This window comes from Methylohalobius crimeensis 10Ki, from assembly GCF_000421465.1.
Classification (GTDB): domain Bacteria; phylum Pseudomonadota; class Gammaproteobacteria; order Methylococcales; family Methylothermaceae; genus Methylohalobius; species Methylohalobius crimeensis.
On the sequence record NZ_ATXB01000001.1, the window covers coordinates 2334413 to 2350442 of the forward strand.

A 16030-nucleotide genomic window follows, 5' to 3' on the forward strand; every position below is an offset into this window, starting at 1 on the left:
GCGGATCCCTGATATGATCCGGAACGCCCTCGCACGGCGTCGGTCACAGTTTGTAGTATAGTTAAGAATCGAAAACGGGCCGGGCGCAGAGAAAAATTTCAAAACTCCTCGAACGCTCGGGGGCGAAAATTGCGAAGCCTCTCACAAATCTCCTCGATTCGGACCATTTATGTTTAGACTGCTCAAAGGATTGGCCTGGCTTGCGGCAATCGCCGCCCTAGCAGGGCTGGGATTGCTGGCCGCCGTTTATTATCAATTTTCTTCGGAACTCCCCGACCCCGGCGGCCTCCGGCACGTCGAATATCAAACGCCATTGGAAATCTACAGCGCCGACGGGGAATTGCTTGCCCGGTTCGGCAGCAAAAAGCGCTTTCCGGTGGCGATCGAAGAGATACCGGAAAGCGTCGTACACGCTTTTCTGGCCACGGAAGACGCCCGCTTCTACGAGCACCCCGGGATCGACATTCAAGGACTTCTCCGGGCGGCCTGGGAGCTGGTGCGTACGGGAAAAAAAGGCCAAGGGGGCAGCACCATCACCATGCAGGTGGCGCGCAATTTCTTTCTCAGCCCGGAGAAAACCTATACCCGCAAACTCAAGGAAATCTTGCTGGCGCTGGAGATCGAGCAAACCTTGAGCAAGGATGAAATCCTGGAGCTGTATCTCAATAAGATCTATCTCGGTCATCACGCCTACGGCGTCGCCGCCGCCGCGGAAATCTACTACGGCAAATCTTTAGAGGAATTGGATCTCGCCCAAATCGCCATGATCGCCGGCCTGCCCAAGGCGCCTTCTCGCTTGAACCCGATCACCAACCCCCAGGAGGGGAAAGCCCGCCGCAATTACGTCCTCAAACGCATGCGGGACCAGGATTTCATCAGCGAAAGCGCCTATCGGCAGGCGGTCGCCGTCCCCGTCAGCGCCGCGCTCGACCCCTTCGAGCAAAAGGCGCCTTATGTGACCGAACAGATCCGCGCCGAGCTATACGAGCGTTACGGTGAAGCCCTTTATACGCAAGGATATCGCGTTACAACGACGATCGACAGTCGTCTGCAGCAGGCCGCCGAACGGGCGGTTCAATTCGCCCTTCACGCTTATGACGAACGCCACGGTTACCGGGGTGTCGAAGGACAAGTGGCGGCCGGCGCCTCGGAGGCCGAGATAAGCCGAGCGCTGGCCCGGGTTGAGTCCGCCGGCGCGACCCTGCCCGGCCTGGTGGTGGCCGTCAACCAAAAAGCCAAGCAAGCGCAAATTCGATTGCCCTCCGGGCAAACCGTTACCCTGGAGTGGTCCGGAATCCGTTGGGCTCGCCCGGCGTTGTCCGGTAACCGCCTGGGCGCTTTTCCGAAAACCGTGGAGGATGTGTTTGAACCGGGCGATTTAATCCGCCTTCGCCGGGATACGAAAGACCGCTGGCGCTTGGCCCAAATCCCTCAGATCCAAGGCGCGCTAATATCGGTGGACAGCCGAACCGGCGCCATTCGGGCAATGGTGGGGGGATACGATTTCGATCTCAGTGAATTCAACCGCGCCGTCCAATCCCAACGCCAGCCCGGATCGGGCTTCAAACCCGTGCTCTATACGGCGGCCTTGGAAACGGGATTTACGCCGGCCAGCCTGATCAACGACGCGCCGATCGTGGTCCACACCGCGGAAGGGGCTTGGCGGCCGGAGAACTATAGCGGTAAATTTTATGGCCCTACCCGCCTGCGGGTGGCCTTGCGCAAATCCCGCAATCTGGTCTCCATTCGTCTGCTGCGGGAAATCGGCCTGGATAAGGTGATTGCCACCGCCTTGAGGTTCGGCTTCCAGCCGTCACAGCTGCCCCGAACCCCGACCCTGGCACTGGGCAGCGGAACCGCCTCTCCCCTCGACATGAGCCGGGTGTTTTCCGTGTTCGCCAACGGCGGCTATCGCATCGAACCCCACTTGATCGAACAAGTGGCGCTCGGCGACGATCAAATCGTATCCCGCCTCCAGCCCCTCCGAGCTTGCGAAAGCTGCGAGCATCCCGCCCCGCGGATCCTATCCCCGGGCACCCATTACCTCATGCACACCATGCTTCAGGACGTGGTACGCCGGGGAACCGCGGTCCGGGCAAAGCAATTGGGGCGGCAGGATCTGGCCGGCAAGACCGGCACGACCGACGATCAACGCGACGCCTGGTTCAACGGATACGCCTCCCCCTTGGTCGCCATCAGTTGGGTGGGATTCGATTCCGGAAAGCCCTTGGGTTACGGCGAAACCGGTTCCCGGGCCGCACTCCCCATGTGGATCGAGTACATGAAAGCCGCTCTAGAGAATCAGCCGGAACATCCGTTTCCGGTACCGGACAAGGTGGTTACCGCCTGGATCGATCCTTATACCGGGAAACGCACCGAATCGCACGCCGACGCCATCGAGGAATATTTCCTGGAAGAGCAACTGCCCGAGTATCAGCCGACCATGACCCAACCCGACTCGAACAACTCGCCCGAATCGATACTCAACACGCTGTTTTGAATCGCTATGGAACCTTCCCACCGCAATCGCATTCGCATCGCCCAACTCAGCGCCCAAATCATCCTCGAGGAAGGGGTGAACGATTACGCCATTGCCAAGCGCAAGGCCGCCCAACGGCTCGGTTTGAATTGGGGCCACAACCTGCCGGACAATCAAACCATCGAAGAAGCCGTGCGGGAATATCACCGCATTTTCCGCTTTCAACACCAATCGGATTTCATCCGTCGATTGCGGGAAATCGCCCTGGAAGCGATGGCGTTTTTGGAAGATTTTTCCCCTCGCTTGGTGGGATCCGTACTGGAGGGGACGGCGGGCGATTACAGTCCGATCACCTTACATCTGTTTCCCGATGCCCCGGAAGCGGTCATCTGGAAACTGATAGAGGCTGAGATACCCTACCAGGAAGTCAATCACCTCGCCGCTGCCGAACCCGGCGCCCATGGCGAGGGGCCGACGGTTCCCGGCCTGACTTTCGAGTGGCAGGGGCGGGTAATCGAGACCCGGCTTTACCCGCCCAAAGCATTGCGGCAAGCGCCCAAGCACGGCGCCCGCCGAGCTTCGATCAAAACCTTGCGGCGCCTGCTCGCCGAAAGCGACCTGCAAGCTTAGCGCCGATCTTGCGACACATAGTCGCGGCGCGGCGCACCCACATAGAGCTGCCGCGGCCGTCCGATCTTTTGCTTGGGATCGGACTTCAATTCCAGCCAATGGGCCACCCAGCCGGCGGTGCGGGCCAGGGCGAACATGACCGTGAACATATTGACGGGAATATTCAGCGCCTTGTAGATGATCCCGGAATAGAAATCCACGTTGGGGTAGAGGCGTTTCTCGATGAAATAATCGTCGTTCAAGGCCATTTCTTCCAACGCCATCGCCAGATCGAACAAGGGATCGGACTGGGAAAAGCGTTCCAATACCGCATGGCAAGCCTTGCGGATAATCATCGCACGGGGATCGTAGTTCTTGTAGATCCGATGGCCGAACCCCATCAATCGGAAAGGATCGTTCTTGTCCTTTGCCCGGCGGATATACTCGGGAATTCGATCGGGATGGCCAATCTCGTTGAGCATTCCCAGTACCGCCTCGTTGGCACCGCCGTGGGCCGGCCCCCACAGGGCGGCGATGCCGGCGGAAATGCAGGCATAGGGATTGGCGCCGGTACTGCTGGCCAAACGCACCGTCGAGGTGCTGGCGTTTTGCTCGTGATCGGCGTGCAGAATGAACAACAAGCTCAATGCCTCCGACGCCAACGGATCCAGATACCATTGGGTATCTCCGCTGTACTGGAGGGAGGGCAACGAGAACATCATATTGAGAAAGTTCTCGCAGTATCCCAAATCGCCGCGCGGATACACGAATGGCAATCCCACCGAATGGCGATAGCAAGCCGTCGCAATCGTGGGCATCTTCGCCAGCAATCGGATCGCAGAGATGCGGCGGTGTTCGGGATCGGTCATGTCCAGTTCGCTGTGATAAAAAGCGGACAAGGACCCCACCACACCGACCATCATCGCCATCGGGTGGGCATCGTATTGGAAACCGTCGAAGAATTTGCGCAGGGTCTCGTGAATCATCGCTTCACGCTTGATTTCGGCGGCGAAAGCCGAAAGCTCGGCCGGCTTGGGCAATTCGCCGAAAATCAGCAAGTGCGCGACTTCCAGAAAAGTACTCTGTTGTGCGAGTTGTTCGATGGGATAACCCCGATAGAGCAATATCCCCTGTTCCCCGTCGATATAGGTAATCGCACTTTGACAACTGGCCGTGGAGACAAAGCCGGGATCGTAGGAAAAATAACCCAACTCCTTGGTCAATTTCTGAATGTCGATTACCGGCGTTCCCAAGCTCCCCTCCAGCACCGGAAGCTCGGTGCTGGTCTCGGACGCAGGATCGGTAACCGTAACCCGCTTGGTAGCCATCAAGCCCGCTTGCTGCCGTACTTACGCCGGAATTTATCGACTCGGCCCGCGGTGTCCACGATCTTCTGCTTGCCCGTATAAAAGGGATGGCAAGCCGAGCAGACTTCCAAGTGAATGTCGTGATCAAGGGTGGAACGGGTTTCGATCTTATTCCCGCAGCTACATGTAATGGTGACGGGTTTGTACTCAGGATGAATGCCGGGTTTCATAGCTATACCTCAAAAAGGTCTTACGCACACAAACGGGATATCATAGAAAACCCCTACCCTTTTTACAAGGGCATGATCGATCGAGCGCACTCCGGACCGGCCGATCGGGTGCGAAACAAGTGTGGGGATTATGACTGCGGCATATGCCGCAGTCAATCGGGCACATGACACAACACCCGAGTAATCACGAGCCTACCAATTCAATGCAATAACAGGATTTGAAAGAAAACATACTCTTGGCATGAAGCTTGTTGGTAACAATTTAAAAAAATAAATCAGTATAGGCTATTACCGCCTACCCGAAACATCAGCGATATTCATGAGCGCCAAACTTGACGTCAAATGCCCCCGACCGACGGACCGCCGCGCCAGCGCAACCGTTCGGCTCGTTTCCCGCCGAGTGAAAGCACGTCAGCGGTGGGTCGCCCTGCATCGTTGGATCGCGCTTTCCCTGGGTTTTCTATTCGTACTCCTGGGCCTGACCGGTTCAGTCAATGTCTTTCATTGGGAGCTGGAAGAATGGGGATTGCCGGCGCCGGAAACGCGCCCAAGCAACGAGGAGAACCTCCCGTTGAACGCCGCCGCGACCAATCTAAACCGGGAATATCCCCAGTTGCGCGACCAAGGACATTGGCTTTTGTTCATGCCCGGCTACGAACGCGATTATATTTGGGCAATCCACCTCAAGCCGCTGAAGTCCGGCGATGAAGTGTTCGCTCCCCTCCGGGTTCAGCTCAATCCCAGCACCGGCGACATCGTCGCGGAACATGTCTGGGGGCAAACTCCGTGGACCCTGATTTATTCGCTTCACGCCAGCCTGCTTAGCGGGGAAATCTGGGGGCGGCAAATCGGCATCATCGGCTTCAAAACCGTCTGTTTTTTGGGATTGTTCCTGTTGATATCGGCGGCGACCGGCATTTATTTGTGGTGGCCCCGCACCGGAAAATTCTTGAAGGCCTTGAGCTTCAAGCGCGGCGCCAGCGCGATCCGCTTTCATTTCGACCTGCACCGGGTAGTCGGCTTTTTCGGCTCCGGTATTCTCATCATCCTGGCCTTCACCGGCTTCTCCTTCGGCTGGCACGATTATCTCAAGCCGACGGTCGCACTCGTTTCGCCGGTCCAGGCGATGCACTTCCATGATCCGGAAGGACTGAAGTCCATACCGAGACCCGGCGCCGAACCGATTTCCATCGAACACGCCGTCGCCGTCGCCGATCGAATCTTTCCCGACGCCGAACTACGCTGGATCGCAACCCCGGACGGCCCCGAGGGGGTTTACGCGGTCGAAAAGCGCCAGCCCGGCGAAGCCAATCGCCGCCGTCCCCGCAGCAAGATATGGCTCGACCAATACAGCGGCGAAGTGCTGGCGATCGAAGATCCTCAACAATTCACCGCCGGAGAAACTTTTTTCAATCTCATGTGGCCGCTCCACAACGGCGAATTTCTCGGCTTACCCAGTCGGATTCTTTGGTGCGCCGCCGGATTCGTGCCGCTGGTGCTCTATGTCACCGGGATTACTTTATGGCTCAGGAAACGCCGGGCACGCCGATACAAACGACAACCCTACCCCATCAGTTAGGCGGATCAGTGCAGTAAGAAATAATATCATTCGATTCCAGCATCACACTCCGATTCCAACCGTTGCCTTCGAACGGGCATTTTTTGCCTTGGACAGGTGGCGCACAACTCGCCCTCTTCCCGCAGAAAATGCATGCAACAGGCTTTTCGGTTCAAGGCCAAGCATTCCCGACCGTCTGGCGATCGGATTCTCATCAAAGCGCTTGCATTTTCAAGATTCATGGCCGACAGCCATTGCGAACCCAGTCGCTGGATTTCAGCATGGGATAGCCCCGGCTTGACTCGTTGTAGCTGAATAAGCGCCGAGAGCACACAGTCGGCGGTCAGTCGCAGCGCATTGAGTCGGCGTAGCCGGGCAACACCGTTCAACTTGTGGAGCAATTCATCGGCGATCCGGCGCAAATCTCTTCCAGCACGCCTAATGAGTGAATTCACCTCACCCGCATAAAAACGGGTATCGGTAATCGCATAGCCTGTCACTACCCCTTTTTCAATCTTCTGGCTCAAGGAAATCAACGAAGGTGCTATTCCTCTTCCATGGACGCCGATAACGGCGAGAAACACCGGCTGCCAGACGAGCTGCGTCCAAATCCGGGTCGACCAATAAGGGCGTCCCGCTGCGGGAAAGCTTTGGCGCCAGTGGTCATAGAGCGCTTGCAATTCCTGCCGGTTGTCCCTGCCGATCAGGATGTCATTTTCTTCGGCCGCTCCGATCCGCCCTGGCAGGTGAGGATATAAATCGCCTGCCAGCACGAGCAACTGGCTCAAGGCGTGATGCTGTTCGAGGGTTAAAGTAGACAATCTTGGCATCTTGATAAATGTCGCCCATTTGCGTCTTGACATGAATATAACACTTAATGATAATGATTCGTACTTACATTGTTAAAACTGAACAGGAGTTAGGGCTAAATGTGTTCAAAGCAGAAACACAACTCGATTGATCACGAAGAACAGGAAAGACATGGCAAGCCATGACAAATGACGCATCGGTTTTAAAGACGATTGAGAGCGATTCCGAGGTGGGCCAAAGCGGCAAATCGGCCCGTGATTTTCTATTCAATGCACAAAACTTGAAGCGCTATAAAGAGGCAATATTACAGGGGCTGGAACTGGTGCATCGGAACATCGCCAATTCACGTAAACCTTTTACCGGAACTCACCCTCACGAACTGGCGGAGCGGTTTCGAGACATCGACTTGGATCAATCTTTCTCTCGAGATTCGGAAGTTCTGGCGGAAGTGCAGGCACTCTATCTAGATGACGCGGTCTATTTTCATCATCCTTCCTATGCGGCCCACCTCAATTGTCCGGTTGTGGTGCCTGCGCTTTTGGGTGAGTTGATTGCCAGTTCGATCAATACTGCCGTGGAAACGTGGGATCAAAGCGCTGGCGCAACCTTCATCGAGCAGAAGCTGATCGATTGGACTGCAGGGAAAATCGGCCTACAGAAGCAAGCCGACGGCGTATTCACCAGCGGCGGCACACAGTCCAATTTGATGGCATTGTTATTGGCGCGGGATTGGTTTTGCGCGAAACGCGGGCATGACATCAAAACCCGGGGGCTGCCGGCGGATTTCGCTAAGCTGCGCATTTTCGCCTCCGAGATCGGCCACTTCAGCCTTAAAAAGGCCGCGGCGACGCTCGGCTTGGGCTACGAGGCGGTTATTCCGGTGCCCTGCGATCGCTATTTTCGGATGGATCCGCACGCCCTGCGCCGCGAAATAAAGCGCTGTCAAGATCGAGGCTTGCTGCCGATGGCTGTGGTATCGACCGCCGGCACCACCGACTTCGGCAGCATCGATCCGCTGCCTGAGATTGCAACCCTCGGCCATGCCCGGGGCATGTGGGTACATACCGATGCGGCCTATGGCTGCGGTCTGCTGGTTTCCCCCAAGCACCGCCACTTACTACGCGGAATCGAGCTATCGGACTCGGTGACGGTTGATTACCACAAATCGTTTTTCCAGCCGGTCAGTTGCAGCGCCCTGCTGGTAAGCGATAAACGGCATCTGTCGGCAGTGACCTATCACGCCGATTATTTGAATCCACGTAACCAGCTCCCAGAAGGCACACCCGATTTAGTCAACAAAAGCATGCAAACGACCCGGCGCTTCGATGCTCTCAAGCTTTGGCTCACGCTTCGCACCGTAGGCGCCCGCAACATCGGCGAGGCCTTCGATCGAGTCATGCACCTGACCCGGCAAACCTACCTGCTGTTTTTGTCCGATCCATCGATCGAAGTGATTCATCAGCCCCAGCTGAGCACCCTGGTATTTCGCTTTCACCCGTCCCGTCAACATTCAGAAGCGGTCCTCGACGAGGTCAATGCTTCTATTCGAAAAGCACTTTATCGGTCGGGCGAGGCGCTGGTGGCGGGCACCAAAGTTCGCGGGCACCATTATCTGAAATGCACCTTGCTCAATCCCGCCGCCACGATCCAAGACATTCAAGGCGTGCTGAAACGGATCAAGCAGCATGGGCAAGAAGCGTTGGCAAAACAGAAAACGGATCACTCAGTACCGGTTTCTCTACCGGACAGCTACTCCTTGAGAAGGGGGATGGAAAATGCACGACTACACGACTTATGACTTTATCGGCATCGGCATCGGGCCATTCAATCTCGGACTGGCATGCCTTACGGCACCGATTAAAGAATTAAACGGCCTGTTTTTGGATAAAGCAGCAGGATTCGACTGGCATCCGGGGATGATGCTGCAGGATGCCCATTTGCAGACGCCGTTCTTGTCCGATTTGGTCACCTTGGCCGATCCGACCAGCTCGTTCACCTTCTTGAATTACCTCAAAGAACAAAGGCGCATCTACTCGTTCTATATTCGGGAAAATTTTTTTCTGCTGCGTCGCGAATACAATCAGTATTGCCAATGGGCCGTCAGCAAACTGCCCAACGTTCGATTTCAAACCGAAGTTCACTCTATCCAGTACAGCAAAAGCGATGGATGCTATCTGATCCATGCGTGCTGCACCCAAACCGGAGCCACTCAAACCTATCGCGCCAAGCGACTAGTGCTGGGCACCGGCCCCAATCCCTATGTGCCGGCCTGTTGCGAGCCGCTGATGGGCCACGCACTTCACTCGTCGAACTATCTCGCCCGCAAACAGGACTTGCAATCCAAAGAGTCGATCACAGTGATGGGCAGCGGTCAAAGCGCCGCGGAGGTTTTTTACGACCTGTTGCAGGACATCGACGACCGCGACTACGCGCTTAACTGGATTACCCGCTCGCCGCGTTTCTTGCCGCTGGAATACACCAAGCTGACCCTGGAGATGACCTCTCCGGAATACGTGGATTATTTTTATGATCTTCCCGCCGACAAACGGACGCGACTCAACCGCGAGCAAAAGAACTTATACAAAGGCATTAACGGCGACCTGATCAACGCCATTTACGACTTGCTCTACACCAAAAGCCTCTGGGCGGACATTCGGGTCAAGCTACTGACCAACTCGGAGCTGACCGACGCACGATTCAACCATTCCACGGGACGATTCGAGCTGGCATTGCGCCAACACGAACAGGAAAAATCCTATCGCCATCACACTCAGGGCCTGATCTTGGCAACTGGTTACCACTATCGCGTCCCGCCGTTCGTGGAAGGAATCGCCGACCGGATCCGCTGGGACGACCAAGGCTGGTTCGATGTGCATCGCCACTACACGGTCGATCACGATGACCGGGAAATCTTTGTTCAAAATGCGGAGCTGCCCACGCACGGGTTTGTCACCCCGGATTTGGGCATGGCGTGTTACCGCAATTCGTGCATCATCCGCGAAATGACGGGAAGGGAACATTACCCGATCGAAGACAAAATCGCGTTTCAAGCGTTTGCCGCCCCGGAAGAAAATGGCTCCCCGAAAACCGCCCCGCACCCAGCCAAATCGGCATGGTCATGAAGACGCATCTCAAATTCTTTTTGATCGCCATGACCGTGGTGGCCGTGATGAGCGACTCCATGCTGGTCCCGTTTTACCCCCATTTTTTTGCGACGGTCTTTTCGATTACCGACCCCCGGTATGTGGGCGCTTATATCGCCGCGTGTTGTTTCGTAGTCATGCTGGCATTCCCCTTTTGGGCCAAGGTGGCGAGCAAGATACCACCCCTGAAGTTGCTGGTGTATACCCAGTTTGCCGCCGGGGTACTGAGCATTTCGTGCTACTACGCGAGTACGGTGGTGGAATTTTGGCTGCTCTCGCTGGCCATGCTGGTGTTCAAAGGCAGTTATTTGCTGATCTATCCGTTTGTCATGAGTATGGAAGACAAGGAGAAACACGGCGGCACCATCGGATTGCTCTCGGTAATCGTGCATTTCGGCACCATACTCGGAGCGCTGTTGGGCGGGACGGTGCTGCAGCTTTTCGAGCCTCGGCGCGTATTTGTGGTGATGGCGGCCGGGGATTTCATCCAAATGCTGGTCTGCGTTTTCTTGATGGGCCATCACAAAGCACAAGGGCAAACGGCTTCAACCGATCAAGACTCGCCCAACTCGCCAGAATCTGGTGGCAAGGCATTCATCTACAAACTCTCATTGATCATGTTGGTATTTTACTTTAGCGCCTTCCTGATCCGGCCGTTTTTTGCACGCTACTGGGAAACCCTGTCCGCCTTAAAGAGCGAGATCGTCTCGGGCCTAGTGTTCGCCATTCCGGCGTTTATGGCCTTGCTGGCCCTCTGGTCCAATCGATACGCCGGGAGAAAAATCAAGGCGTTCGAGGGGGTTGTTCCCGCCCTGCTTTGGGGTACCGGCGGCCTATTCCTCCAAGCCTCCGATCAGCTGGCGGTCGTATTGCTCGGACGCTGCCTGTTTGGATGGGCGCTCTTCCAATCGGTGGTTCGTTTGGACTTGCTGGTGTTTGAACTCAGCACACCGGCATCTTATGCCGCCAACTTTAGCAAAATCCACTTTTTTCAAAGTTTAGGCGTGCTGCTTGCTTCGTTTAGCGCAGGTTCCATGGTCGCCACCGCCGGGTTGCGCGTGCCTTTCATCACGGCCGTCACGGGATTCGTCGTCAGCGCCTTTCTTTACCTGCAGCTGTTTAAGAGAGACATTAAAGCGATTAAAGCGAGTACGCAAACCACCTAAGCATCGAGCGTTGATGCTCGGGAGCAATGCTATCAGGCAGAAAATTCAACCAAGGGAGCAAACAATGTGTGAAGAAAATATCTGCTTCGAAAAACACATTTCAAACATGGGGCGCTTTTGGCTGCGGCCTTTGCAAATCCCCGATGATATCCCCCGGGTCCAAAGCTGGGTCAGCCGGGAATACGCCAAATACTGGGGCATGGTCGGCTACTCCGTTTCCGAAGTGGAGCAAGCCTACCTCGAAACCTGCGAACACGCCGATGTCTTTCTGGGCTTCTTCGACGACGAGCCGGCTTTCTTGGTGGAAGCCTATCCGCCGGAAAACGATCCCGTGGGAGAGCACTACGAAGTGCTCGCCGGTGATCGTGGGATGCATATTCTGGTGGCACCGGCCGAACGACGCATCCCGAATTTCACCTGGACCGTCTTTACCGTGGTAATGGACTTTATATTCTCCGACCCGACGGTGAAGCGCGTGGTGGTGGAACCCGACGTGCGTAACGACAAAATTCATGCGCTCAACAAGCGCGCGGGCTTCGAATATCAAAAAATCATTCCGATGCCCGACAAATCGGCCTATCTCGCGTTTTGCACCCGAGCGCAATATCAGGCCGCCCGTTCGGCCGACCGTGGTAACCTACCCGGTTTATTGGGCGCATCGCCGGATGGGGTCACGAAACATCTCCAGCCAAATCGATGGTCCCGCATCAATCGCCTGCATCTGCGCAAGGCAATCAGCGAATTCGCGCACGAATTGCTGATCGAGCCGGAACTCATCGAAACTCAAGGCGACTGGAAATCTTATCGATTGCCGGCCGACCGGCCGGGCACCGAGTATCGGTTTCGCGCGCAATTACTGAGCCTGGACCACTGGCATATCGATTCGGATTCGATCGAAAAGCTCGTCGACGGGCATTCAGCCCCGCTCGATTCGCTGAGCTTTTTCATTGAATTCCGGGAACGCCTGAATATGGACCCGGCGATGCTGCCGACCTACCTGGAAGAGATCGCCAGCACCCTATACGGCAATGCGTACAAACACGCCCGACCCGGACTCAGTGCCACGGAACTCGCCCACGCCGACTTTCAGGATGTGGAAACCGCGATGCTGGAAGGCCACCCGGTCTTTGTGGCCAACAACGGCCGGATCGGCTTCGACGCGATAGATTACCACACCTACGCTCCGGAGACCGGTGCACCAGTAAAGCTGATTTGGCTCGCCGCCCATAAGAGCAAGGCCGAGTTCGCCTGTTCCGAGGATCTCTCTTATCAGTCACTGCTCGCCCGGGAACTAGGTGAAGAAACCCTGGAGGCGTTTGCTCGAAAACTGGGCAGCGAAGGTTTGGCCATGGAGGATTATTACCTGATGCCGGTTCATCCCTGGCAATGGTTCAATAAACTGGCGACCGTGTTTTCCGCGGACATAGCGAACCGCAACCTCATTTGTCTGGGTTACGGGAAGGATGTTTATCGCCCCCAGCAATCGATTCGCACTTTCTTCAACCAGAGCCATCCTGAAAAATGCTACGTCAAAACGGCGCTATCCATCCTCAACATGGGTTTCATGCGCGGTTTGTCCCCTTATTACATGCGAACCACGCCCGCGATCAACGACTGGATAAGCAGCCTCATCGAGCAAGACCCTTACCTCGCCGAAAAAGGTTTTAGCATCTTGCGGGAGGTGGCCGCCATCGGCTATCGCAATGCTTATTTCGAAAACGCGATCGTTGAGGATAGCCCGTATAAAAAGATGCTTTCCTCGTTGTGGCGGGAGAGCCCTATCCCGAAAATCCGGCCGGGTCAACGCCTGATCACTATGGCCTCTCTGCTCCACGTGGATGCCGAGGGTCGGGCGCTGTTACCCGAAATTATTCGCTCCTCCGGCCTGGATATCGATCGCTGGTTGAAGAGCTATCTCGATTGCTACTTAAGTCCGCTTTTGCATTGTTTTTACGCCCATGATTTGGTGTTCATGCCGCATGGCGAAAATCTGATCCTGGTGATGGAAAACCATGTGCCGGTCCGGGCCATCATGAAGGATATCGCTGAAGAAACGGCCATCATGAACGAGGACGTCGTTTTATCCGAAAAAGTACAACGACTGTCCGTCCACGTGCCGGAAGTGCTCAAAGTGCTGTCCCTGTTTACGGATGTATTCGATTGCATCTTTCGGTTTGTCGCGCCCATCTTGCTCGAACACAACGACTATTCCGAACAGCGTTTTTGGCAACAAGTGGCTGACTGCGTCACGGCTTATCAAACAGCGCACCCCGAACTCTCAGACAAATTCCAACGCTATGATTTGTTCGCGCCCGAATTCGCGCGATCGTGCCTGAACAGGCTGCAATTGGGCAACAATCAACAGATGATCGATCTCCAGGACCCAGCCAAAAATCTAAAATTCGCCGGTACCTTGAATAATCCGATTGCAGCACTCCGACCAGAAGTCCGGCGATTTGATTTAGAAAATGTTTGTTAATTGCGTCGGCTTCTTCGTGGAAAAACTTTTTTAATTATAATCGTTATTATTTGTTTTTATTTTTGTTTTAGTATAAGGATAATAAGATGTTGATAATTGATATGTTTTTAACACGGCGCATTCTTGGAATACTCACGATCATGGCGCTGGGTGCGTCGCCGATCGTGGCTCAGGAGAATGAAAACGAAAAAGAGGTGCTGGATAAGGTGGTCGTATCCGCCACCCGCACCGAAACTCCGATTTCGGAGATCAGCCGCTCGGTAACCGTGGTCACAAAAGAAGAAATAGCTAAGCAAGCCCGATTAAGTAGAAATCTGAGCAGTATTCTGGCCAATACGGTTCCCGGCCTGGGACCCAGTACGGAAGCCGTTTCCAATTTCGGCCAGGATCTTCGCGGCAGGAATTTCCTGGTTTTGATTGACGGCGTTCCTCAATCAACCCCTTTGCGAGACGGGTTCAGGGATCTAAATACAATTGAGCCGTCCTCCATTGAACAGATAGAAGTACTTCGGGGCGGAACCGCCGTCTATGGTTTTGGCGCCAGCGGAGGATTGATCAACATCATTACCAAAAAACCTTCCAGTCAAACAATTGAAGCTTATTCTCAGGCGGGTGTCCGGTTTTCGACCGAGCATTTCGAAGATTCGCAAACGTATGAAACCACCCATCGCCTATCGGGTACCACAGATAATTTTGAATATCTGCTGTCGGGTACATTTGTCAACCGAAACGGTCAGTTCGATGCGAACGGGCGGCGAATACCGCCGAATCCTTTAGGTTCGCAAGGGGGTTTTTCAGACTCCAACGAATACGATTTGCTCGGCAAGCTGGGATATGCTTTCGACGGAGATAGACAGCGCTTCGATTTGATGGTCAACCACCTGAATAATCAACAAAACACGGACTATATCTTCGGTGCAGAACCTTTCACAACGGCGGAAGACCCTACGCCGAACAGCAGAAGAACGCCTGCCATACCCATCGATTCCGCCCTATCCGGAAGTACCAATATCATCGATCCGGGAACCGAAAATACCGTCGTGAGCGCGAGTTATACAAACCGCAACCTTTTGGGAAGCTCGCTCAACTTACAAGCTTATTATGGCGATCAATCGGCCACTTTCCCGCGCTTTCCCGGGTTCAATCAAGGCCAAATTAATTCAGAAAAAATCGGAACGCGACTAACCATCGATACCCCCATCGAAGTCTATAACTACAATTTCAATGCCATCTGGGGGGTTGACTATATTAACGACCAAACCGTACAGGATGAATTTGGTGAAGGGACGAGCAATGCCGTTCCGAACATGGAACTAAACGCCATTGCAGGCTTTCTGGAGGGGAACCTTCCTCTGGGTTCGATCGGCTTGCTGCGTGGCGGATTAAGACACGAGCAAATCTGGGTGGATACCGATACAGTTGCACTAAATCGATTTCAAAATACCGTGCTGGGCGGAAACCTGGAATTCAGCGAAACCGTCTACAATGCCAGCGCCGTATTTTTCCTAACGGATTCTCTTGATCTATTCGCTAGTTTTTCCCAGGGATTTTCAGTTGCCGATATTGGACGCGTGATATCCAATGCGGGACCTTTTGGTGCCGGCGCGACATTTAACGCCAAGCAGTTTGAAAGTGAAGCTGAAAAAGTAAACAATTATGAACTCGGGCTAAGAGGAAGAACAGGTGAACTAAAGTATTCTGTAGTCGGATTTTTCAGTGAATCCGATAATGGTTCCACCTTCGACACGAATCTGGCAATACAAAAGTTTGCCGAAAGAATATGGGGTGTCGAAGCCTCCTTGGACTATTCCGCATTCCACAATCTAGATATCGGCGGAACTTTTTCTTGGGCCGAGGGTGAGAGAGATTCCGAGGCCGGAGGAACCGTGGATCTGGACAATACCCGCATATCACCGATTAAACTCACCGCGTACCTCGACTACCGACCGCTTTCCTGGTGGGACAACCGGCTGCAATTACTTTATGTCGGCGACCGCAATCCGGATACGGGAACGACTACAGGATTTGCAAACGGGAATGTCAATGGTTATGCACTGGTGGATATAATCAGCCGTTTTAAAGTTGGACCGGGGCATTTGCAAATATCGGCCAGAAACCTATTAAACAATGATTATTTCCCAGCCGTCAATCAGGCATTCAATATCAATAGCGCTTTTGCAAAAGGGCCTGGGCGTACAGTTGGAATCAGCTACGAACTCAACTGGTTATAATATTGGCGCGATTATATT

Annotated in this window: 11 protein-coding genes; 8 read left to right on the top strand and 3 right to left on the bottom strand. The window is 54.5% G+C overall.

Features of this window, described 5'->3' with window-relative positions; genetic code table 11:
• Positions 1 to 169 precede the first annotated feature (169 nt).
• Entirely contained in the window at positions 170 to 2500 is a 2331-nt protein-coding gene (locus tag H035_RS0111535) for a penicillin-binding protein 1A (protein ID WP_022949131.1), read from the top strand.
• Between the two features lie 6 nt (positions 2501 to 2506).
• Positions 2507 to 3109: a hypothetical protein gene (locus H035_RS0111540; protein ID WP_022949132.1), complete on the top strand. Its 603-nt coding sequence runs from the start codon at positions 2507 to 2509 to the stop codon at positions 3107 to 3109.
• Here the strand turns inward: H035_RS0111540 and H035_RS0111545 are convergent.
• Positions 3106 to 4416, bottom strand: a complete 1311-nt coding sequence (locus H035_RS0111545; protein ID WP_022949133.1) for a citrate synthase — start codon at positions 4414 to 4416, stop codon at positions 3106 to 3108. The two genes, H035_RS0111540 and H035_RS0111545, sit on opposite strands and share 4 nt — an antisense overlap.
• A complete protein-coding gene (gene rpmE, locus H035_RS0111550) occupies positions 4416 to 4625 on the bottom strand; it encodes a 50S ribosomal protein L31 (RefSeq protein ID WP_022949134.1) in 210 nt (69 codons plus the stop codon). Before rpmE ends, H035_RS0111545 begins: the two co-directional genes overlap by 1 nt.
• 319 nt (positions 4626 to 4944) lie before the next feature.
• Here rpmE and H035_RS19440 point away from each other — a divergent pair, with 319 nt between their 5' ends.
• Positions 4945 to 6204 carry a PepSY-associated TM helix domain-containing protein gene (locus tag H035_RS19440; protein ID WP_022949135.1) on the top strand — a complete coding sequence of 420 codons (1260 nt, stop codon included), beginning with the start codon at positions 4945 to 4947 and terminating at the stop codon, positions 6202 to 6204.
• A 26-nt stretch (positions 6205 to 6230) separates the two neighbouring features.
• Here the strand turns inward: H035_RS19440 and H035_RS19445 are convergent, their stop codons facing one another.
• On the bottom strand, positions 6231 to 7004 hold the full coding sequence (locus tag H035_RS19445; protein ID WP_161624026.1) for a siderophore ferric iron reductase: 774 nt from the start codon (positions 7002 to 7004) through the stop codon (positions 6231 to 6233).
• A 218-nt stretch (positions 7005 to 7222) separates the two neighbouring features.
• Between H035_RS19445 and H035_RS19450 the strand changes: the two genes are divergently transcribed.
• The 5 genes from H035_RS19450 (at position 7223) to H035_RS0111585 (ending at position 16012) form a co-directional block, all read left to right on the top strand.
• A complete protein-coding gene (locus tag H035_RS19450) occupies positions 7223 to 8791 on the top strand; it encodes a pyridoxal phosphate-dependent decarboxylase family protein (protein WP_235044573.1) in 1569 nt (522 codons plus the stop codon).
• On the top strand, positions 8769 to 10115 hold the full coding sequence (locus tag H035_RS19455) for a lysine N(6)-hydroxylase/L-ornithine N(5)-oxygenase family protein (RefSeq protein ID WP_022949138.1): 1347 nt from the start codon (positions 8769 to 8771) through the stop codon (positions 10113 to 10115). Before H035_RS19450 ends, H035_RS19455 begins: the two co-directional genes overlap by 23 nt.
• Positions 10112 to 11302 carry an MFS transporter gene (locus tag H035_RS0111575; RefSeq protein WP_026596544.1) on the top strand — a complete coding sequence of 397 codons (1191 nt, stop codon included), beginning with the start codon at positions 10112 to 10114 and terminating at the stop codon, positions 11300 to 11302. Before H035_RS19455 ends, H035_RS0111575 begins: the two co-directional genes overlap by 4 nt.
• A gap of 64 nt (positions 11303 to 11366) precedes the next feature.
• Positions 11367 to 13781 (top strand): GNAT family N-acetyltransferase, encoded by a 2415-nt coding sequence (locus tag H035_RS19460; protein WP_022949140.1) that lies wholly within the window; start codon positions 11367 to 11369, stop codon positions 13779 to 13781.
• A gap of 86 nt (positions 13782 to 13867) precedes the next feature.
• Complete coding sequence (locus H035_RS0111585; RefSeq protein WP_022949141.1) at positions 13868 to 16012, top strand: TonB-dependent receptor; 2145 nt, start codon at positions 13868 to 13870, stop codon at positions 16010 to 16012.
• The last annotated feature ends 18 nt before the right edge of the window (positions 16013 to 16030 follow it).